The sequence below is a fragment of the Nitrospirota bacterium genome (genome assembly GCA_037386965.1).
Classification (GTDB): domain Bacteria; phylum Nitrospirota; class Thermodesulfovibrionia; order Thermodesulfovibrionales; family JdFR-86; genus JARRLN01.
Genome location: JARRLN010000016.1, coordinates 1 through 21,224 on the forward strand (window position 1 = coordinate 1; position 21,224 = coordinate 21,224).

General features: G+C 65.8%; 18 protein-coding genes. 15 read left to right on the plus strand and 3 right to left on the minus strand.

What is annotated here, in order from left to right:
* The first annotated feature begins 68 nt into the window (after nt 1-68).
* The 9 genes from P8Y39_03665 (at nt 69) to ilvD (ending at nt 11,853) form a co-directional block, all read left to right on the plus strand.
* Entirely contained in the window at nt 69-1,058 is a 990-nt protein-coding gene (locus P8Y39_03665) for a DmsE family decaheme c-type cytochrome (protein ID MEJ2191433.1), read from the plus strand.
* Nucleotides 1,055-2,971 (plus strand): MtrB/PioB family outer membrane beta-barrel protein, encoded by a 1,917-nt coding sequence (locus tag P8Y39_03670; GenBank protein MEJ2191434.1) that lies wholly within the window; start codon nt 1,055-1,057, stop codon nt 2,969-2,971. Before P8Y39_03665 ends, P8Y39_03670 begins: the two co-directional genes overlap by 4 nt.
* Nucleotides 2,972-3,272: 301 nt before the next feature.
* Nucleotides 3,273-4,895, plus strand: coding sequence for a GTPase HflX (gene hflX, locus P8Y39_03675; GenBank protein ID MEJ2191435.1), 1,623 nt, complete (start codon nt 3,273-3,275; stop codon nt 4,893-4,895).
* A gap of 69 nt (nt 4,896-4,964) precedes the next feature.
* The gene (locus P8Y39_03680; protein MEJ2191436.1) at nt 4,965-6,050 is read left to right on the plus strand and encodes a radical SAM protein; all 1,086 of its coding nucleotides are present in this window, start codon (nt 4,965-4,967) and stop codon (nt 6,048-6,050) included.
* Between the two features lie 64 nt (nt 6,051-6,114).
* Nucleotides 6,115-7,146 carry a uroporphyrinogen decarboxylase gene (gene hemE / locus P8Y39_03685; protein ID MEJ2191437.1) on the plus strand — a complete coding sequence of 344 codons (1,032 nt, stop codon included), beginning with the start codon at nt 6,115-6,117 and terminating at the stop codon, nt 7,144-7,146.
* Between the two features lie 23 nt (nt 7,147-7,169).
* Nucleotides 7,170-8,108 carry a ferrochelatase gene (gene hemH / locus P8Y39_03690; protein MEJ2191438.1) on the plus strand — a complete coding sequence of 313 codons (939 nt, stop codon included), beginning with the start codon at nt 7,170-7,172 and terminating at the stop codon, nt 8,106-8,108.
* Nucleotides 8,099-9,454 (plus strand): protoporphyrinogen oxidase, encoded by a 1,356-nt coding sequence (gene hemG / locus P8Y39_03695; protein ID MEJ2191439.1) that lies wholly within the window; start codon nt 8,099-8,101, stop codon nt 9,452-9,454. Before hemH ends, hemG begins: the two co-directional genes overlap by 10 nt.
* Before the next feature lie 146 nt (nt 9,455-9,600).
* The gene (locus P8Y39_03700) at nt 9,601-9,825 is read left to right on the plus strand and encodes a DUF465 domain-containing protein (protein ID MEJ2191440.1); all 225 of its coding nucleotides are present in this window, start codon (nt 9,601-9,603) and stop codon (nt 9,823-9,825) included.
* 363 nt (nt 9,826-10,188) lie between these two features.
* Nucleotides 10,189-11,853, plus strand: a complete 1,665-nt coding sequence (gene ilvD, locus P8Y39_03705) for a dihydroxy-acid dehydratase (GenBank protein MEJ2191441.1) — start codon at nt 10,189-10,191, stop codon at nt 11,851-11,853.
* A 13-nt stretch (nt 11,854-11,866) separates the two neighbouring features.
* Here the strand turns inward: ilvD and P8Y39_03710 are convergent, their stop codons facing one another.
* Together P8Y39_03710 and P8Y39_03715 are read right to left on the minus strand one after the other, a co-directional pair.
* Nucleotides 11,867-12,859 carry a carboxypeptidase-like regulatory domain-containing protein gene (locus P8Y39_03710; GenBank protein MEJ2191442.1) on the minus strand — a complete coding sequence of 331 codons (993 nt, stop codon included), beginning with the start codon at nt 12,857-12,859 and terminating at the stop codon, nt 11,867-11,869.
* A 70-nt stretch (nt 12,860-12,929) separates the two neighbouring features.
* Nucleotides 12,930-13,763, minus strand: a complete 834-nt coding sequence (locus P8Y39_03715) for an aldo/keto reductase (protein MEJ2191443.1) — start codon at nt 13,761-13,763, stop codon at nt 12,930-12,932.
* Nucleotides 13,764-13,973: 210 nt separating this feature from the next.
* Between P8Y39_03715 and rimP the strand changes: the two genes are divergently transcribed.
* Genes rimP through P8Y39_03745 form a run of 6 tightly spaced genes read left to right on the plus strand, consistent with a single transcriptional unit; the run spans nt 13,974 to nt 20,166 of the window.
* Nucleotides 13,974-14,420 carry a ribosome maturation factor RimP gene (gene rimP, locus P8Y39_03720; GenBank protein ID MEJ2191444.1) on the plus strand — a complete coding sequence of 149 codons (447 nt, stop codon included), beginning with the start codon at nt 13,974-13,976 and terminating at the stop codon, nt 14,418-14,420.
* Nucleotides 14,420-15,643: a transcription termination factor NusA gene (nusA, locus tag P8Y39_03725; protein MEJ2191445.1), complete on the plus strand. Its 1,224-nt coding sequence runs from the start codon at nt 14,420-14,422 to the stop codon at nt 15,641-15,643. Before rimP ends, nusA begins: the two co-directional genes overlap by 1 nt.
* Nucleotides 15,644-15,671: 28 nt before the next feature.
* Entirely contained in the window at nt 15,672-17,783 is a 2,112-nt protein-coding gene (gene recG / locus P8Y39_03730; GenBank protein ID MEJ2191446.1) for an ATP-dependent DNA helicase RecG, read from the plus strand.
* Nucleotides 17,784-17,799: 16 nt separating this feature from the next.
* Nucleotides 17,800-18,120 carry a hypothetical protein gene (locus P8Y39_03735; protein ID MEJ2191447.1) on the plus strand — a complete coding sequence of 107 codons (321 nt, stop codon included), beginning with the start codon at nt 17,800-17,802 and terminating at the stop codon, nt 18,118-18,120.
* The gene (locus P8Y39_03740) at nt 18,117-18,890 is read left to right on the plus strand and encodes a prepilin peptidase (protein MEJ2191448.1); all 774 of its coding nucleotides are present in this window, start codon (nt 18,117-18,119) and stop codon (nt 18,888-18,890) included. The genes P8Y39_03735 and P8Y39_03740 overlap by 4 nt, the downstream gene beginning before the upstream one ends.
* The gene (locus P8Y39_03745; protein ID MEJ2191449.1) at nt 18,877-20,166 is read left to right on the plus strand and encodes an ATP-binding protein; all 1,290 of its coding nucleotides are present in this window, start codon (nt 18,877-18,879) and stop codon (nt 20,164-20,166) included. Before P8Y39_03740 ends, P8Y39_03745 begins: the two co-directional genes overlap by 14 nt.
* On the opposite strand, the gene P8Y39_03750 is transcribed toward P8Y39_03745, so the two are convergent.
* On the minus strand, nt 20,127-21,146 hold the full coding sequence (locus tag P8Y39_03750) for a response regulator (protein ID MEJ2191450.1): 1,020 nt from the start codon (nt 21,144-21,146) through the stop codon (nt 20,127-20,129). The genes P8Y39_03745 and P8Y39_03750 overlap by 40 nt on opposite strands.
* Nucleotides 21,147-21,224: the final 78 nt, after the last annotated feature.

Consider the following 21,224-nt stretch of genomic DNA (forward strand, 5'->3'; position numbering starts at 1 on the left):
AAGCGTTGACAGGGGGTGGCATTAAGAATATAGTAGATGACCTTATTAAGACGGGGAGGACAGCGCCCTTGGCCCGCAGCGTCGTGTTCTTGTCCCTGGTGGCTTTCATCTTCGTGGGATGCGAGGCCCTGAAGACATCCAAGCCCATCTTCCCTCAGAAGGAGTACGAGAAGCTCCTGGTGGGCAGGTATGACGCGGACTACGTGGGCACGGACAACTGCCTGCGGGCCTGCCACTACCACGACAAGATACGCGAGGACTTCGAGGCCAGCACCATGGGGGCCCAGATGTCGCCCCGGACGGGCCTGCCCCTTGTGGACTGCGAGACCTGTCACGGCCCGGGGAGCTTGGCCATCGAGGGCCTCACGGAGGAGAAGGTCCGAAAGGCCGCCGAGGAGGGCAAGCAGCTGGCCTGCGACTACAAGACCTTCATCGACATCAAAAACCTTCCCCCTCCGGCACAGAGCCTTCTGTGCCTGAAGTGCCACACCAGAAACGCCACCTTCAACCTCCACGCCTGGAGCGGCGGCGCCCATGCCGAGGCCGGTGTCTCCTGCCTGGACTGCCACAATGTCCACGCCGGCCCCGACCTCATGGTTGCCCCCCGGGAGACCTCCGCCATGTGTTACGGGTGCCACGAGGAAAAGAGGATGGAATTCTCCCTCCCCAGCCACCACCCCGTCCCGGAGGAGAAGGTCTTCTGCACGGACTGCCACCAGCCCCACGGCACCATGGGGGAGAACCTTCTGAGGGGAGACACCGTAGCCGCCACCTGTGCCCGGTGCCACCAGGAGAAGGCGGGGCCATACGTCTTTGAGCATGCCGACCTGATGGAAGACTGCACGGAGTGCCACGTTCCCCACGGCTCGGTCCATAACAATCTTCTTCAGGAGAACCAGCCTTTCCTCTGCCTGCAGTGCCACGAGGGGCACCAGACGGACCCGGCCGCCCCCGTCGAGTCGGCCGGGGCCTTTTTCACCCGGTGCACGGACTGCCACTCGCGCATCCACGGGACCGACATCCCTTCACCGGGCGGCAGAGGGAGGTTCATCCGGTGAGCCGTCCCCGCGGGCGCCCTCTGGCGGGCATTTTCTTCCTTGCCCTGGCCCTTCTGGGCCGGGCGGCCTTTGCCGACGAGGGCCTGTATACCTATCCGGACATCCCGCCCCATCTGGAGCTCAGGGGCGGCTATAGGCTGGTGGGCGTGGAGGGGTCTCCCCGTGCCGCCGAGTACGAGTACCTCAGGGACAGCCTGCAGGGCGGCGTGAGCCTGGTGGCCTTCCCCTTCCCGCACCGGATTCATCTGGAGACGGACGTCCTCAACAAGAAGGACATATACGGGGACCTGCGCTATGCCTACAGCGACATGGTCCTTGCCCGGTGGGTGAAGCGCTCGCTCTTTCATAACCTTAATAACGTCGTCCTGGTGAGCCTCGGCCCCTCCTCCGTCGTGGAGCGGCGGAATAAGGGGGAGGAGTTTCATCTGGACGTGGACATCGACGATGCCTTCCTTCGCCTGAAGGCCCACACCTTTCCACTGCACGTTTTCGCCGAGAACCTTTACGTCAGCCGGGAGGGGGACGTCCAGCAGCGGTTCCTTGGCGGGTCGGGCTTCTTCAACGACCTCAGGCGCGTCTCGGAGCGCAGGCACATAGACTGGGAGACGCGGCAGTACCGGGTAGGGGCCAACAGCCACCTGGGGCCCGTGGAGGCGGAGTACTCCCATACGGAGATGCGGTTCGACTCCGGCGGGGGAAGATTTTCCACCGAAAGCTACACGGCGGCCGTGGGCTCCACGGGCACCATCAGCCCGGCGGGTGTCTTTCCCCACGGCCTTGTCCCCGACCTGGAGGGCTCGACCAACACGGTCAGGCTCCATACCTCCCACACGGGCAGGGTGGTGGCCGCCGTCACGGTGAGCGACACCGACAGGACGAACACGGTAAGCGGGGCCGAGGCCGAGTCTTTCCTGGGGGCCGGCTCCCTCCGGCTCATACCCATGCAGGGGCTTACCCTGCGGGTGCGCTACCGGGTGCTGGACGTGGATGTGGAAAATCCCTCGGCGCTTCCCGACGACTACCTGGGCTTTACGGCCTTCACCCCTCTGACCGGCATCAAGCCTTCCCTTTCCCGGACGGACCAGATGCTCTCCACCTCCCTGTCCTACAGGGTGCGGGCCACCCTGGTCAAGGTCGATTACCTCTACAGGGAGATAGACCGGGAGAACGCCCGCCTCTGGGACCTCCCGGAGACCACCAGCCGGAACGAGGTCACCCTGTCGGTGAGGACCCGCCTTCGAAGGAGGCTCAAGGGAAGCGTCCGCTACACCCATCGTGAAGTGGACGACCCCGCGTATAACACCTCCCCGGACCGGGCCGACCGGGCCAGGGTCTCCCTTACCTGGCATGCCCTGGAGAGGCTCCAGGGGACCCTCCATTACGACGTCCTCTTCGAGGGGCGCGACCATGTCTCCTTCGAGGGCGTGGATGCGGGGGACCGGGACCGCAGGCGGGACAAGGTGGCCGCACTGCTTGCCTACGGGATGAACGAGAAGGTTTCCGTCTCCACCGGGTACGCCTACATCCGGAACCGGGTGACGCAGGGGGCGGTGGCCGGTGGTGTTCTGTCCCCCCGTGTCCGTTACAGGGACGAGGCCCACAACGTCTTCGCGGGGGTGCAGGTGGTCCCTCTCCGGAACCTCACGCTGCGCACCTCCGCCAGCCATACCCTGAGCCGGGCGCATTACGGGGATTTCTCCATCCCCGTCTCCGTGGTGGAGCTTGCCGAGGTGAAGGTCGCCCAGAACCAGGTGGACGTTGCCGCCCGGTACGCATTCGGCCGCGGATGGGGCCTGGCGGGCCGGTGGCGCTACCTGCAGTTCGACAACAGGGCCGAGACCCCCCTGAACCCCACTGTGCAGGACGGCGAGGTCCACATCGTCATGCTCACCGCCTCCAAGAGCTGGAACTGACGCCGCCCAGGGTTGCCAGGGCGGCCCGGCACCTTTGTTCTTGAGGGCCTACCGTCTTTCCCCTTCCCTCCTTGTCTGCCGCCATTTATTCTTTCTTTCGCTTCGAAATCAATCTTGAGACAGGTTCTAGTGGCGTCCCCGAAATACTTTGCAGAAATTCTCCAACGTCATTCCCCGACGTGATCGGGGAATCCAGCCTTTTCAAGGACTTCTGGATTGTCCGGTCAAGCCGGACAATGACAAATACATTTGGGACGCCACACTAGTGTGATACAATAATAGTGAAGAAGGAGGAACGCTCATACCGGCAGTACACGGCAACATATCGGGCCTCAAGCGGAGCGAGAAGAGCGCTCTGGAGAGGCTTTACCGCAGAAGGATACCCCCCCGCAGCATCGTCACCCCCGAAGTGGCCCGCACCCTGTCGGCATTGTCGAGGACCCTGAACAGGCAGATAGGGCTTCTCGTCACCCGCGAGGGCGCGGTGGCCGAGGTCATCGTGGGCGACGCCCGGGGGATTTTCATTCCGTCCCTGGAGGCCTTCCCCCTGGGGAGGCGGCCCCTGAGGGGTTTGCGCCTCGTGCACACGCATCTCCGGGGGGAGCCCCTGAGCCGGGACGACCTCACCGACCTGGCCTCCCTGAGGCTCGACCTGGTGGCGGCCATCGACGTCGAGGACGAGGCCCTCTCCCGTGTCCGGGTGGCCCATCTTACCCCCCAGGGAGTGGAGAAGACCGAGGAGGACCTCCACAGGGGCCGGTTCGACGTGGCCGGTTTCGTGCGGGCCATGGAAGAGGAGATGAACCGCCGGCGGGTCTTCGAGCAGTCGGACCCCCGGGAAAGGGCCATCCTCATTGGGGTTTCCAGGGCGCCCCGCTACGAGCAGGAAGACTCCATGGACGAGCTGAGGGAACTGGCGGAAAGCAGCGATGTCCTCGTCCTGAACACCGTCATTCAGAGGCCCAAGCGGGTAAACCCCCGCTACCTGGTGGGCGAGGGGAAGCTCAAGGAAATCGTCATCGACGCCCTGAACATGGGCGCCACCCTGCTTATCTTCGACCAGGACCTCACGCCCTCGCAGATGAAGGCCATCACGGAGCTTACCGAGCTGAAGGTGATAGACCGTACGCAGCTCATCCTGGACATCTTCGCCCGGCGGGCCCACAGCCGCGACGGCAAGGTCCAGGTGGAGCTTGCCCAGCTCAGGTACCGGCTCCCCCGGCTCACCGGCAAGGGGACGGCCATGAGCCGCCTGATGGGCGGCATCGGGGGTAGGGGCCCCGGCGAGACGAAGCTCGAGGTGGACCGCCGGAGGGTGCGCGACCGCATCGCCCTGCTGGAGAAGCAACTGGAGGGGCTCTCCGCGGCCCGCAGGCAGCGCAAGCAGCGGCGGGTGGCCCGGGGGGTGCCCATCGTCTCCATCGTGGGGTACACCAACGCCGGGAAGTCCACCCTGCTGAACGGCCTCACCCGGAGCGCGACCTTCGTGGAGGACAAGCTCTTCGCCACTCTGGATACGGCGAGCAGGCGGCTCAGGTTCCCCCGGGAGCGGGAGGTGGTCGTCACCGACACGGTGGGGTTCATCCGCGACCTGCCTAGGGACCTCATGGCCGCCTTCAGGGCCACGCTGGAGGAGCTCGCGGACGCCGACGTCCTGCTTCACGTGGTGGACGTCTCCAATCCCCGGTTCGAGCAGCACATCGCCTCGGTGCGGAAGGTCCTCGCGGACCTGGGCGTCGGGGGGAAGGAGGAGGTGCTGGTCTTCAACAAGATGGACAAGCTCGATCCCCAAACGGCCCGGCGCCTGGCCTCCCGCCACGGCGCGGTCGCCGTCAGCGCGCTGGACCCCTCCACTTTCGGCCCCCTGCTCCGTGCCACGGAGGAGGCGGTCTGGCGTGAAAAGCTGGTGGAGTCCCATGTATAATAGGGAGCGCCCGGCCCCGGGGGAGAGCCTTCGGGGCGGGGAAGACATCGTTTGACGGCCAGAGCCTGAATGATAACGGAATTTGCCCCCAAATGGATTGCCTGGGAGATTACGCGCCGGTGTAACCTGCGGTGCGTGCACTGCCGCTCCTCCTCGGAGGCGGAGGTCCAGGGGCACCCGGACTTCTCCACCGAGGAGGCCTTCCGCATCCTCGATGACATCGCCTCCTATGCCAAGCCCGTGGTGGTCCTCTCCGGCGGGGAGCCCCTGGTGCGCCGGGACGTCTTCGACATAGCCCGCTACGGCACGGAGAAGGGCTTGAGGATGTGCATGGCCACCAACGGCCTCCTGGTGACGGAGGAGGTCTGCGGGAAGATAAAGGACTCCGGCATACGCATCGTCTCGCTGAGCCTGGACGGCTCCACCGCGGAGGTCCACGACGACTTCCGGAGCCAGAGGGGGGCCTTCGAGGCCACCATCAACGCCGCCCGGCTCTTCAGGGAACACGGCATAGAGTTCATCATCAACTCCTCCTTCACCAAGCGGAACCAGGAGGAGATTCCCCGCGTCCACCGCCTGGCCAGGGAGCTGGGGGCCACGGCCTGGTACATGTTCATGATTGTGCCCACGGGCCGGGGCGAGGACATCATGAGCGAGCTCATCTCCAGGGAGGACTACGAAGAGATACTGGAGTGGCATTACGAGATGGAGAAGGAAGAGCCCGACATGCTCGTGCGCCCTACCTGCGCCCCGCAGTACTACCGCATCCAGTTGCAGAAGGCCAAGGAGGAGGGAGAGCGGGTCAAGCGGCGTACCCTGAAGTTCTCCACCGGGGGGGCCAAGGGCTGCATCGCCGGTCAGCTCATCTGCCTCATCGACGTCGACGGCAACGTGCTGCCCTGCAGCTACTTCCCCAAGTCCGCCGGCAACCTGCGGGAGCGGTCCTTCAAGGACATCTGGGAGAACGCGGAGCTTTTCCGCCACCTGCGCGACTTCAAGAGCTACAAGGGCCGGTGCGGCTCCTGCGAGTACATAAACGTCTGCGGGGGGTGCCGCGCCCGGGCCTATGCCGTCACCGGAGACTATCTCGAAGAGGAGCCTTTCTGCGGCTACGTGCCCGTGAAGCTTCGGAAGAAGCTGGTCAAGGAGAAATAGGGAAGGGGCGCTCCGGCGCTTCCTCTGCATCCGCCGTGCTCAGATTTTTCAGGAGGAATTTTTCATGAACGACACCTTTCTCAAGGCCTGCCGCGGTGAGGACGTGCCCTACACCCCCGTGTGGCTCATGCGGCAGGCCGGCCGCTACATGCCCGAGTACCAGGAAGTCCGCAGCCAGGTGGACTTCCTCACCCTGTGCAGGACGCCGGAGCTGGCCGCCAAGGTGACCCTTCAGCCCGTGGACCGCCTGGGCGTGGACGCCGCCATCCTCTTCAGCGACATCCTGGTGGTGGCGGAGGCCATGGGCATGAAGGTGGAGTTTCACGAGAAGCGCGGCCCCGTCCTGGCCGACCCCGTCCGCACCCGCTCGCGCCTGGAGCGCCTGGCCGTGCCGGAGCCGGAGGACGACCTGGGCTACGTGCTGGAGACCATCAGGATACTGCGCCCGAGGCTTGAGGACAAGGTGCCCCTCATCGGCTTCTCCGGGGCCCCCTTCACCCTGTCGACCTACATGATAGAAGGCGGAAGCTCCAAGAACTTCCTGGCCACCAAGCGCATGATGTACGGCGACCCGGTTTTGTACCACGACCTCATGGAGCGCATCACCGCGGCGGTGGAGGCGTATCTTCAGGCACAGATACGCGCCGGCGCGCAGGCCGTGCAGATTTTCGACTCCTGGGCGGGCGTGCTCTGCCCCGCGGATTTCGTGGAGTTCGAGCTTCCCTACGTAAAGAGAATCGTCAAGGCCCTCAAGAAAGAGGGCGTGCCCGTCATCTACTTCGTCAACAACTGCGCGGCCATCCTCCGGGAGGCCAAGAAAGCGGGGGCCGACGTCCTGGGCATAGACTGGCGCATCGACATGAAGGAGGCCGTCAAGGTAATCGGCAAGCGTCCCGCCGTGCAGGGCAACCTGGACCCCTGCGCCCTGTTCCTCCCCCGGGAGAAGCTCCGGGAGCGGGTTCGGGATATCCTTGAGAAGGGCAGGGCCGCCAAGGGACACATCTTCAACCTCGGGCACGGCATTCTCCCGGAAACCCCGGTGGAGCAGGCCCAGGCCCTGGTCGAGGCCGTGCACGAGCTGAGCGGCAGAGGGTAAGGGTATTTGGAGGCCGAAGAGGAGTGATTGGGGTCGTCCTTCTGAACCTGGGAGGGCCGGACTCCCTGCAGGCCGTAAGGCCTTTTCTTTACAATCTTTTCTCGGACAGAAAGATCATCAGGCTCGGGCCGCGCTTCATGCAGAGGCCCCTGGCCTGGCTCATCTCCACGCTGAAGGCCCCCCGGTCCCGCAAGTGGTACGGCCTCATCGGCGGGGCCTCGCCCCTGCCGGAGATTACCGCGGCCCAGGCCCGGGCCCTGGAGGAAAAGCTGCGCGGCCGAGGGAACTTCCGGGTCTACGTGGGCATGCGCTACTGGAAGCCCTTCATCGGGGAGGCGGTCGCCCGGGCCGAGCGCGACGGCGTCAGAAAACTCATCTCCCTCACCCTCTACCCCCATTACTCCGTGGCCACCACGGGCTCTTCGGAGGACGCCCTCCGGGAGGCCCTCGCGGGCAGGGAGATGGACTGGGCCGCCGTGTCTTCCTTCCATGAGCATCCCCTGTACATCGAGGCCCTGGCCGGGCTCATCCGGAAGGAGCTGCGGGACGAAACCGAGGTCCTCTTCAGCGCCCACAGCCTGCCGGTGAGCCTCATCGAGGCCGGCGACCCCTATGTGAAGCACATCACGGGGACCATCCGGGCGCTCGAGGAGAAGCTGGGCGTGAGGGGACACCTGGGGTATCAGTCGCGCACGGGCCCGGTCGAGTGGCTTGAGCCCAGCACCGAGGAGGTCCTGAAGACCCTGGCCGGGGGCGGCGCCAGGGACGTTCTGCTCGTGCCCATCAGCTTTGTCTCGGACCATATTGAGACTCTGTACGAAATTGATATACTATATAGAGGCATGGCGGAGAAACTCGGCCTGCGCGCGAGGAGGACCGAGTCGCTGAACACGCATCCACTGTTCATCAGTGCTCTTGAGGACCTCGTTACTGCCAAGGCCAGGGAGGTGGGGTGGCTCTGAGGCTCCTCATCGCCGGCGGCGGCATATCGGGCCTCTCTCTGGCGTATCTCCTGAGGGGCCGGAGCGACCTGGACATCATGCTCCTGGAGGCCGAGGAGCGCCCCGGGGGCAAGATATGGTCGGACAGGGCCGACGGTTTCCTCTGCGAGTGGGGCGTAAACGGCTTCCTCGACAACAAGCCCAAGACCCTGGAGCTTGCCTCTCTCCTGTCCCTGGAGCCCCTGAGAAGCTCCGACCTGGCCCGGAAGCGCTACATCTACTCCGGCGGCTCCCTCAAGCGCCTGCCCGAAACTCCCCCGGCCTTCCTGCGCACGGGCCTCATGAGCCCGGCGAGCAAGCTCCGCATAGCGCTGGAGCCCTTCATCCCGCGGGGGAGAAAGGAGGACGAGTCCCTGGCCGACTTCGCCCGCAGGCGGCTGGGGAGGGAGGCCCTGGAGAACTTCATCGACCCCATGGCCTCGGGCATCTATGCCGGAGACCCCGAGGTCCTGAGCTTGAAGAGCTGTTTCCCGCGCATCCACGAGATGGAGCAGCAGTACGGGAGCCTCATCAAGGCCATGATAAAGCTTACCGCCAAGCGGAGGAAGTCCGTGGGGGCCGGCCCGGGAGGGACGCTGACCTCTTTCCGGGACGGCATGCAGGCCCTGATAGACGCCCTCCACGGCGCCCTGGGAGGCGTGGTGCACACGAAAAGCAGGGCCGTGAGCATCGAGAGGCTCTCCGGCGGCTACGCCCTCACCCTTTCGGACGGCTCCCGGCTGGAGGCCGACGCGGTGGTCCTGGCCGTTCCGGCCCACCAGGGGGCGGGCATCCTGAGGGACCTGGAGCCCGGGGTGGCGGGCGTCCTGGAGGACATACCCTATCCCGCCGTCACGGTGCTCTGCACGGGGTTCAGGCGGGAGAACGTGCAGGGGGACCTCGGGGCCTTCGGGTTTCTGGTCCCCTACCGGGAGAAAAGGAAGATCCTGGGCACCCTTTATGACTCCAGCGTCTTCGAAAACAGGGCCCCCGAGGGCCACGTGCTTTTAAGGACCATGGTGGGGGGCCAGAGGGCGCCGGAGCTGGCCCTTCAGGAGGACGCGAAGCTCCTGGACATGGTGCTCTCGGAGCTCAAGGGCGTCCTCACCATCCGGGGGGAGCCCGACCTGGTGCGCATTTACAGGCATGAGCAGGCCATCCCCCAGTACACGCTGGGGCACCAGGAGCGGTGCCGGGCCGTGGAGGCCGTGACGGAGCGCCACCCGGGCCTTTATATCACGGGGAACGCCTTCGGCGGGATAAGCGTCAATGACTGCATCGCGAACTCTTATCGGCTCGCGGAGAAAATAGTGGCGGAGGTGTTGTGAGAAACGTGTTCGTCTCGGAGGAAAAGAGCAAGGCATCGCCGCGCCCGTCGACGGCGGGCAATGGCACATATGGGGCAAGGGGAGTGCTTGCCGGCCTTTTTCCGGGCCGGGGCTTCGTATGCACCTCAGAGACAAGGAGGTACGCATTGACGGAGAACGAAATCGCAGAGGTCCTCGGGAGGGAGAATGAGGAGTTCCGGAAGGTCTTCGATGAGCACCGCAACCTGAAGGAGAAAATCTCCCGGATAAACAGGCGGGTCTACCTCACTCCCGAGGAAGAGCACGAAAAGAAGACCCTTCAGAAAGTAAAACTTCAAATGAAAGACCGGATGGCCGATTTCATCCGTCAATACAAGGTGGCGCATTCGTAAAGCGGCCGGCGCCTGAGGGCTGACCGGCACAGCCTGTCTCCCCTTTTTTTCGACCCGCCGGGGGTCGCAGAGGGGATGTGTACGCGCAAGGGGCATCCCGGCCGAAAACGGTTTTTCTTTAGAACCTGTCTCAAAATTGATTTCGAAGCGAAAGAGAGAATAAATGGCGGCAGACAAGGAGGGAAGGGGAAATCGCCCGGAGGCGCAGCAACGCTGCGTTGAGGACGATTTTCTCTTCAGGACGCCGCATGCCGCTATTTAGGCCTCTTTCGGCCAGGGGTCCCCGAAAAGTCGCACGACTTTTCGGGGCTGAGCCGGAAGCAATTTTGAGATAGGTTCTATTATCGGGGAGGAGGAAACACAGTGAGGAGCAAGGCCATCACCAAGGGCATAGAGCGCACCCCCCACAGGGCGCTCCTTTACGCCACCGGGCTCCCGGAGTCCGCCATGGGAAGCCCCTTCATCGGCATCGCCAGCAGCTTCACGGACCTCATCCCCGGCCACATCGGCATGAGGGACCTGGAGCGGTTCATCGAGAAGGGGGTGCACGCGGGGGGCGGCTATTCCTTCATTTTCGGGGTGCCGGGCATCTGTGACGGCATAGCCATGGGCCATTCGGGCATGCAGTACTCCCTGCCTTCGCGGGAGCTCATCGCCGACATGGTGGAGACCGTGGCCGAGGCCCACCGGCTGGACGGGCTGGTGCTTCTGACCAACTGCGACAAGATAACCCCGGGAATGCTCATGGCCGCAGCACGGGCGAACATACCCTCCGTGGTCGTCACCGCCGGGCCGATGCTCTCGGGAAGGCTGAGGGGCAGGAGGCTCTCGCTCGTCAACGACACCTTCGAGGCGGTGGGCAAGTACAAAAAGGGGCTGATGACGAAGGAAGACGTGCAGGAACTCGAGCTGTGCGCCTGCCCCGGAGCGGGCTCCTGCCAGGGGATGTACACCGCCAACACCATGGCCTGTGTGACCGAGTCCCTGGGGATGAGCCTTCCGGGGTGTGCCACGGCCCTGGCCGTGGGGGCCCGGAAGAGGCGCATCGCTTATGAGAGCGGCCGACGGGCCGTGGACCTGGTGCGCCGGGGCATAAGCCCCCGGGACATCATGGCCCAGGGGGCCTTCGAGAACGCCATCATGGTCGACCTGGCCCTGGGCGGGTCCACCAATACGGTGCTGCACATACCGGCCATCGCCCATGAGGCGCGGGTGGAGCTGGACCTGGAGACCTTCGACAGGCTGAGCCGGACGACCCCGCACATCTGTAACATGCTGCCCGGCGGGGAGCACTACCTGGAGGACCTGGACGCCGCCGGCGGCATCCCCGCCGTGATGAAGCGCCTCGGCCAGAGGGTGCGCAACCTGCCCACCGTAAGCGGCAGGAAGACCGGGGACATCGCACGCCAGGCCGAGGTGCGGGACGAGGAGGTCGTCCGCCCCCTCGGGCGGCCCTACCACAAGGAAGGCGGGATAGCCATCCTGAGGGGCAACCTGGCCCCGGAGGGCGCCGTGGTCAAGCAGTCGGCCGTCAGCGAGGGCATGATGCGCTTTGAGGGCAAGGCCCGGGTCTTCGACGCCGAGGAGAAGGCCATGCGGGCTATCATGGGCGGCAAGGTCTCCTCCGGAGACGTGGTGGTGGTCCGCTACGAAGGACCCAAGGGAGGCCCCGGCATGAGGGAGATGCTCTCTCCCACCAGCGCCATCGCGGGCATGGGGTTGAGCGAGTCCGTGGCCCTGATTACCGACGGCAGGTTCTCCGGCGGCACGCGGGGGCCCTGCATCGGGCACGTCTCGCCCGAGGCCATGGAGGGCGGTCCCATCGCCCTGGTGAAAGACGGAGACTCCGTCCGCATAGACATCCCCCGAAGAAAGCTGGAGCTGCTCGTGCCGGAGAAGGAGCTCGGCCGGAGGGCCGGCCGGTGGAAGCGGCCCGAGCCCCGGGCGGCGCGCGGCTGGCTTGCCCGGTACGCCCATCTGGTCACCTCCGCCGGCACCGGCGCCGTCCTGAGGGACCCGGAGGAGTAAAACCGGAGGGCCCTCACCGGAAGGGGATGACCAGCCGTGCCTCCTCTCCCGGGGTGACCGTGACATAGTCGAAGTCCGTCCGCCTGTCCCCCTTGCTGGCCGAGGCGAACCAGAACCGGCTGACCACGCTCGCGGCGGGCAGGGTGAGGGTGGCTTCGCCTCTCCGATCGGTGACGAGGGCCATCTTGTCGTAGACCTCCCGCCTCCGGGCGTTGGTAAAGTTTCCCACCAGGCGGACCCGAGCGCCCTGTACCGGGCCGGCCTCGGGGTCTATGACGAGCACCTTTATGGAGGCGTCCTTCTCGAGCTGGAGGCTGTTGTTTATCCAGTAGCGCAGAAGCGCCCTGTCCCTCTCCGGTATGCGCGGCGGCAGGGTGACGAACTCCGGGTGCTCCTTGCCGAGCCAGAGGTAGCTGTAGAGGACCACCCTGCGGGGGAAGCTCACGTGGAGCTCCCGGTTGCCCTTTCTGACCGCCTCCGCGGCAGACGCCGCCCAGGGCATGGGGAGCCCCCAGTGAAGGCGGAGGGCCTGCTCGCGGAAGCGCGGCGGATGTTCCCAGTCGTAATAGTCCCTCTCCAGTTTGCGGATGATGACGCTCCGCTCCGCATGCCCCACCCAGATGCGCCTCTGCTTGCGGTCCGGATAGCCCCGGGGCCAGCAGCACTGCCCGTCCCGGAGGGTCTCGCCCTTCATCTTGACGGGAGGCCCTTCGGCGTAGACCAGCTCGTGATAGCTGTAGAAGGCATTGTCCTCGTACCCGGGGTCGATGAGGCCCAGGGCGTAGGGCTCCAGGCCCTCCATGATGATTTCCTTGCCGCGGGTATGGCAGTGGCCGCACTTGTTCCGGACGAATATGGGATGGATGTCGTCGGCCCAGGTGACGCCGGGCAGGGCCCCGACCTGGACGAGATAGGGCCGCGGGGGCGCCTGCTCTGCCTCCCCGTGCTCCTCGTGCTGAGGCAGGGCGGGGCCGGCCAGAAGCAGGGCAGCGGCAAGGAGCGCCAATATGAGGGGTTTTCTTTTCGTCGTCGGCTCAATCACGAGGTTGCCGGCCGGTTGACACGTGGCTCCCGGACTATGGCGTGCCCTGGGGCTTGTAGTACATGAGCTCCCGTGCGTACGAGCCAACCTCCTGCTCGAAAGAGGACGCCTCTTCGTCCGTCATGGGCTCGAACCTCTCGGCAAACCGCACGTTTTCCACAAGCTGGGCCGTGTCGTCGCAGCCCACCACCACGGTGCTCACCGGCTGGGAGAGGGCATAGCGCATGAAGGGCTCCATACTCTCGAACCAGGGGAGCCCGGAGACCAGCCCCCTCAGGTAGACCTTCATGCCGATGACGCCCACGTTGCTCCGCCGGGCGAAAGGCAGGACGTCGGCCAGGAAGCTCCGGTAGGCGTGCTCTGCGGGGTTGACGGGGATGAGGACCGTGTCGAAGTCGAACCCCTTCAGGCATGCGAGAACGACCGCCGGGTCGTGATGCCCGGTCACTCCCACAAAACGCACGAGACCCTGCCGGCGCGCCTCGGCGAAGGCCTCCAGGGCTCCGCCCGGGGCCAGAACCCGGTCGACCTCCTCCATGCTCCGCATGTCGTGGAGCTGCCAGAGGTCCAGGTAATCGGTCCTCATGCTCCCGAGCGTCGTCTCCAGGTGCTCCCGGGCCTCTTTCGCCTCGCGGGCGTGCGACTTGCTGGCCAGGAAGACCTCGCTGCGGCGCTCCCCCAGGGCCTTGCCGTAGTAGCTCTCGCTTCCCAGGTACGCGCGGGCCGACTCCATGTAGGTGATGCCCATGTCCAGGGCCCGCGCTATCAACTCCCTGGCCTCGGGCTCGTAACCGTAGGTCCTCAGGACCCCCTCCCCGCCCAGGCCCAGGATGCCGACCTCCCGGCCCGTCTTTCCCAAGGGCCTCATGCCCAGTGCCATGGACAGATTGTATCAGAGGCCTTCGGGCTTGTGAAGAACACCGGGATTTCCGGGGCCGTCCGGACGGCCCGAAGCAATCCCGATGGTTTCCATTTGCTTTTTCCTCAGGTAGCTGATAGACTAAAAGAGCAAATCGAGTTCGCGTGGGAGTTGTGAGGAGAGTGGGAGTTCCCACTCTTTTGTTTTTCTATGGAAGCATTGCAGAAGAAGCTCTTTGAGCTTGCCGAAGAGGTGGCCCTCACGCTGGGCGTGGAGGTGGAGGACGTGGAGCTCCTGGGAAAGGGCACAAGAAGGCTCCTCCGGGTCACGCTGGACAGGCCCGGCGGCATCACCATCGATGACTGCGAGGTCTTCAGCCGGGACTACGGAGCCCTGCTTGACGTGGAAGACCCCATCGAGGGGCACTATACCCTGGAGGTGTCCTCCCCCGGCCTGGACAGGCCGCTCAGGACGCGCGGGCACTACGACAAGAGCGTGGGGAAGCTCGTCCGCGTCGTCACGCGCGAGAAGGTGGACGGCGAGACGCTCCTTATCGGGCGCCTCAAGGACGTCCTCGCGGACCGCATCGTGCTCGCCCTGCCCGGCGGAGACAGGGAAGTGCACTTTGACAACATAAAGAAAGCCAGGCTTGAGGTGGAACTGTGATGTCCAAGGAAATTATCCAGGTCATCGACCAGATAAGCAGGGAGAAAGGCGTCTCCAGGGATGTCCTTCTGGGGGCCATCGAGTCGGCCCTCCTGTCGGCCGCCCGGAAGCGCTACGGCGGAAGGGAGAACATCCACATCCGGCTGGACGAGGAGACCTTCGGCATGCACCTGTACGAGACCAAGACGGTGACGGACGAGGTGGAGGACCCGGATACCGAGGTCTCCGTGCAGGACGCGGCGAAGCTGGACCCCCAGGCCGGCGTGGGCGACACCGTGGAGGTTCCCCTGGACGTAAAGGACTTCGGGCGCATCGCCGCCCAGACGGCCAAACAGGTCATCTTCCAGCGGGTGCGCGAGGCGGAGCGCGCGGTCATCTTCGACGAGTTCAAGGACAAGGTCGGCCAGGTGATAACCGGCACGGTCATGCGCAGGGAAAAGGGCGCCTACTACATCAACGTGGGCAAGACGGACGCCGTCCTGCCCTTCAGGGAGACCCTGCCCGGGGAGTCCCCGAAGCGCGGGGACATCATGAAGGCCTACATCGAGGAGATCCGCGACACCTCCAAGGGCCCCCTGATTGTCGTCTCGCGGACCGACCCGCGTTTCGTGGCCGAGCTTTTCAAGATGGAGGTGCCGGAGATAAACGAGGGCCTGGTGGCCATCAAGGACGTGGTCCGCGAGCCCGGGGAGAGGACCAAGATAGTGGTGTACTCCACCAGCCGGTCCATCGACCCCGTGGGGGCCTGCGTGGGGATGAAGGGCACCCGGGTGCAGGCCATCGTCCGGGAGCTCCGGGGAGAGCGCATAGACATTATCCCCTGGACCGACGACCTCCGGATGTTCATCGCCAGGGCGCTCAGTCCCGCCACCATCGAGCGGGTGGGCATCGTCGAGGAGGAGAAGCAGGCCATGGTGGTGGTCAGCGACCAGCAGTTGAGCATCGCCATCGGCAAGAAAGGCCAGAACGTCCGCCTCGCCATGAAGCTTACCGGCTGGGACATAGACATCATGAGCGAGAGCGAGTACTCGAAGATAAAGATGGAGGAGGCCGACAGGGCTTTCGAGGGCGGAGGCGCGGAGGGCGCCGGGGAGCAGGAGGAAGCCGCCGCCGACGAGGAGGAGGCAGCCTCGGAGACCGGGCCGGAGGAGGCCCCGGAGCAGGAGGAGCCGGCCTCGGAGACCGGGCCGGAGGAAGCCCCGGAGCAGGAGGAGCAGCAGTAGCGCCGCGCCATCCGCCGAGCCCCAGCCAGTGAACGAGCCGGGCATCCGCATCCAGTACCTGAGGGGGGTGGGCCCCCGGAAGGCCGCCCTCCTTGAGCGTCTGGGCATCCGGAGCATCCGGGATGCCCTTCAGTACCTGCCCTTCCGCTACGAGGACCGGGGCGTCCTCAGAAAGATACGGGACCTGAGGGCCGGGGAGCTTCAGTCAGTAGAGGGCCGCGTCGTTTCGGCGGAGCTCATCGAGCGCGGCCGGAGGGGAAGCCTCTTTCGCGGGGTGAGGGGGGGCGGGCTTTCCATCCTGGAGGTCTCCGTCTCCGACGCCACGGGCGCCGTCAAGGCCAAGTGGTTCAATCAGCCCTACCTGAAGAAGCGTTTTCCCCGGGGGGCCCGCGTCGTTTTGTCCGGCACGCCCAGGACGTCCCGTTATGGTTCCTCCCTGGAGATGGAAAACCCCGACTACGAGCATCTCTCCGGGGACGGCTCGCCCCTCGTGCACGCCGCCCGGGTGGTGCCGGTCTATCGCGTCACCGAGGGGCTGAGCGCGCGGCAGCTCCGGAGCATCGTCTTTCAGGCCCTGGAAGGGCACCTCCGGGACGTCGCCGACCCCCTGCCCGAGGACGTCCGCCTGAGGCAGGGCCTCCCCCCGCTTGCCGAGAGCCTGAGGAACATCCATTTCCCCCCGCCGGGCACCGGCATCGGGGAACTGAACGCCTGGCGCACCCCCTGGCAGAGGCGCATGGCCTTCGAGGAGCTTTTCCTCTTCGAGGCGGGCCTTGCCGTCATGAGGCGGGAGCTTACGAGGGAGCGGGGCCTGGCCTTCCGCTCCGACGGCGGGCTCCGGGAGAGGCTCCTTCGCTCCCTGCCCTTCGCCCTCACCCCCGCCCAGAGGCGGGTGAGCGGGGAGATTTCGGCCGACATGGAGAGCCCCCACCCCATGCACAGGCTCCTTCAGGGGGACGTGGGCTCGGGCAAGACGGTGGTGGCCCTGCTGGCGCTGCTCCGGGCCGTGGAGTGCGGCTATCAGGCCGCTCTCATGGCCCCCACGGAGATACTGGCCGAGCAGCACTACCTGACCCTCAAGCGGTTGGCCGGGGGACTCCCGGTGCGCATCGTGCTTCTTACGGGGGGCACCGCCGAGAGGCCCCTCACGGCCATCGCCTCCGGGGAGGCGGACCTGGTAGTGGGCACCCACGCCGTCCTGGAGGAGAAGGTCGTCTTCGGGAAGCTCGGGCTGGTGGTGATTGACGAGCAGCACCGCTTCGGCGTGCGGCAGCGGGCGGTGATGCGCCTGAAGGGCGAAAGGCCCGACGTGCTCATCATGACGGCGACCCCCATTCCGCGCACCCTCTCGCTCACCCTCTACGGCGACCTCGACTACTCGGTCATCGACGAGCTTCCTCCGGGGCGCACGCCGGTGGCCACGGAGCTCTGCCCCGAGGCGGGCAAGGCCCGCCTCTTCGAGGCCATCGGGGAGGAGGTGCGCCGGGGCGGGCAGGCCTACGTGGTCTATCCGGTCATAGAGGAGTCGGAGAAGACGGACCTCCGCTCCGCCGAGGTGGGCTACGAGGGGCTTCTCGGGAAGTTCCCCGCGATGCGGGTGGCCCTCATCCACGGGCGGCTCCCCGCGGCGGAGAAGGAAGAGGTCATGGGGCGATTTAAGGCGGGGGAAATTGATATACTGGTAACCACGACCGTCATAGAGGTGGGCGTGGACGTGCCCAACGCCTCGCTGATGGTCATCGTGCACGCCGAGCGGTTCGGGCTGGCGCAGCTGCACCAGTTGAGGGGCAGGGTGGGCAGGGGCAGGAGGGCCTCCCGCTGCATCCTCCTGCACTACGGGGCGCTGAGCGAGGCCGCCCGCCGGAGGCTTGAGGCCATGCGCCGGAGCACCGATGGATTCGCCCTGGCCCAGGAGGACCTGGCCATACGGGGCCCCGGGGAGTTCCTGGGCACCAGGCAGAGCGGGGTGCCGGAGCTTCGGGTGGCCGACCTGCTGAGGGACGGCCCCCTGGTGGAGCCCGCCCGCAGGGAGGCCTTCGCCCTGGTGGCCCGGGACCCGGAGCTTGACGCTTCACCCCTTCTCAGGGAGGCCCTCCAGAGGTTCTGGCGCGGGAAGATGGAGCTTTTCAAGACCGGATAAAGGGAGGGGAACGTCCATGCTGGCCAAGATGAAGAAGAGCTTTGACGAGGGAGTCGAGAAGATACGCTGGTTTTCCTCTCTCTTTGCCGAGCGCATCAAGGTGGAGATGGCCGTCTTCAAGATTCTCCGGGAATCCAGGGACCTGGAAAGACGGAGGGCCGAGCTGGCCCAGGGCATCGGGGAGAGAGTGTTCGAGATGAGGGAGCACAGGGACCTCAACCCCCTTGAGGACCGGAAAGTCGTCCAGGCCCTCCGGGAGATGGAAACGCTGGACAAGGAGCTCACCGAGCTTCGGAGCCGCGCCTCGCAGATAAGCCAGGTGGTGGAGGAGGAGTGATTTTCTTCGTGCTCGTGGGCCTGTTGGGCCTTGTGGTGGGCTCCTTCCTCAATGTCTGCATCTGGCGCATCCCCCGCAACCAGTCCATCGTGCGGCCCGCCTCGCGGTGCCCCTCCTGTGGGAAGCCGCTTCGGCCGTGGCACAACATCCCCCTGGTGAGCTATCTCTTCCTGCGGGGAAGGTGTGCTTCCTGCGGCGCGCCAATCTCGCCGCGGTACCCCCTGGTGGAGGCCCTGAACGCGGCGCTTTACGTCGGCGTGCTCTACCGGTTCGGATGGGGATGGCACCTGCCGGTGTATCTGGCCTTCGTCTCCTCCCTCATCGTTATCACGTTCATAGACCTGGACTTCCAGATAATCCCCGACGGGATTACCCTGAGCTGGATACCCCTGGCGCTCCTGGCCGGGGCCTTTCTCTTGCCCGACCCGTTCATGCCGGGCCGGCTCCTGGGCTGGAAGATGTCCCTGGAGGGGGCGGCCGCGGGGTTCGGCCTTTTCTACCTGGTGGCCGTCCTGAGCAGGGGCGGCATGGGCGGAGGCGACGTCAAGATGATGGGCATGGTGGGGGCCCTTCTGGGCTGGAAGGGAGTGCTCCTGACCACCTTCGTGGGGAGCGTGTCCGGCTCCGTGGTGGGGGCCTACGTCGTCCTGGCCAGGGGCGGGGGACGGAAAACCAAGGTGCCCTTCGGGCCCTTCCTGGCCCTGGGGGCCCTGGTCTCCCTCCTGGTAGGCCGGGAGATCGTCCGCTGGTATCTCCATGCCGGGGCCTGACGCCGCCCTCCTGCTTCTTTCCCTCATCGGGGTGCTGGCCGGGGCCGCGCTGGCCGCGGGGGTCTTCATGCTCCTTGCGCGGGCCCGCCGCAAGCGCGCGAAGGGCGAGGAGGACACCACCCGGATGGGCTTTGTGGTGGACACCTTCCATTCCCTGGTGGCGGCCCTCAAGGAGAAGGAGAAGGAGCTCGAAGCCCTCAGGAAGGCGGCCGAGAAGCGGGCCGAGATTATCGAGGACCACAACGAGAACATCCTGCAGAGCGTCCCCAGCGGCGTGCTCAGCCTGGACGGGCAGGGGCGGGTGCTGAAGGCCAACGCCTCGGCCGAGCGCGTCCTGGGCTGGAGGGCCGGGGAGCTCGGGGGACGGGAGGCGGCGGGCCTCCTCGGCGGCGAGATAGGCCGCGCCCTGAGGGAGAAGGACTCCGTGGAGCGCGGGGAGGCCAGGCACGTGACGGCCGGGGGCAAGGAGCTCTGGCTGGGCTACACCCTCACGCCGCTTCGGGATTCCTCGGGCAATGCCATCGGAAAGCTCCTCGTCTTTACGGACCTCACGGACCTCAAGGCCCTCCGGGAGCAGGCCGAGCTGAGGAAACACCTCTCCAACCTCGGCGAGATGGCCGCCGGCATCGCCCACGAGCTCAGAAACCCCATGGGGGTCATCCACGGCTACATGAGCATGCTGGGCAAGAAGGTGGACCCCTCCCTGAGCCCCATCGTTTCCTCCGTATCCAGGGAGGTGGCGGCCATGGACGCCATCATCCGGGACTTCCTCTCCTTCGCCCGGCCCCGGGAGCCGGACGTCTCGGAGGTCAACGTGAGGGAGCTTCTCGAGGAGTGCGCATCGAGCGTTCTGGGGGAGGGCGGGGACGTGGAGCTTGTCCTTCGGGCCGACTCCGCCCTTGCGGTCGAGGGTGACCAGGTTCTCCTCAGACAGGCCCTTACCAACCTGGCGGACAACGCCGTGCACGCCATGGGGGGAAGGGGGCGGCTTTCGCTTACGGCCCGGGCCGAGGGCTCCGGGGTTCTCATCACGGTCTCCGATACGGGCCACGGCATCCCCCGGGAGCTCAGGGAGAAGATATTTCTGCCCTTTTACACCACAAAGGAGAAAGGCACCGGCCTGGGGCTGGCCCTGGTGCATCGCATCGTAAGCAGCCACGGGGGGGCCATGGACGTCTCAAGCGGCGAGGAGGGGACCACCTTCACGGTCTCTCTGCCCCGAAGGAGGGGGCCGGCTCAGCCTTCCCCCGGGAGCGTTTCGTCCAGCTCACCCTGAAGCCTGGCCTCGCATTCGGGACACATCCCGTGGGTGAACTCCGCCTCCGAGTGCTCCTGGACGTAGCTCTCCACCTGGTTCCAGTAGCCGTGGTCGTCCCGGATTCTCTTGCACCAGGCGCAGATGGGCAGGAGCCCCCGGAGGGTCTTTATCTTGCCCAGGGCGTCCTGAAGCTCCGCGATGAGCCTCTCCCTCTCCATCTCCGCCTGCTTCCTCCGGGTGATGTCGAAGAAGAACCCCCGGAGCTTCCGGACTCCCTCTTCCCTGGCCAGGGTGACGATGTCCCGCACCCAGACCTCCCGGCCGCCGCGGGAGAGCATCCGGTACTCTATCTCGTGTGTCTCCCGGTCCCGGCCCAGCCGGATGGCGTCGAGGCAGGTCTTGACCACCCAGGGGGCGTCGTGGGGGTGGATGCATCCCTGCCAGAAGGTGAAATCCGTCCATTCCTCCGGGGGATAGCCCAGCATGGCCGTCACCTGGTGGCCCATGTAGGTGAAGGCCATGCTCCCGAGGTCCAGCTCCCATGGGGCGGCCCCGGCCGACTCCAGGAGGGACTTGTACTGCTCGCGGCTCCTCCGGAGCTCGGTCTCCATGTGGTGCTTGTACAGGGCCATCTCGATGGAGAAGCGCAGGTCCACTTCCTCGAAGGGCTTGAGGAGATAGCCATAAGGCTGCGTGAACTTGGCCCGCTCGAGGGTGCCGTGGTCGGCATAGGCGGTCAGGTAGATGACCGGGATGTCCAGGGCCTCGCGTATGTGATGGGCGGCGGTGATGCCGTCCATCTCCCCCTGGAGCACCACGTCCATGAGGACCAGATGGGGCCTGGCTCTCTCGGCCGCATCCACGGCCTCCTCCCCCGAGAAGACCGCGGCGGCGACCTCGTAGCCGAGCCTTACCAGGATGTTCGTAATGTCCCGGGCGACGATGCCTTCGTCTTCGACGACCAGAACCCGGGTGGGCCCTTCCGGGATGAGCTTCATGCTCCTCCGGTCCTCAAGCCGTATCTGCCGGGAGGCAGGCTGGGGGCGAACACGGGCCTCGCAGAGCTCCGGGCGGCC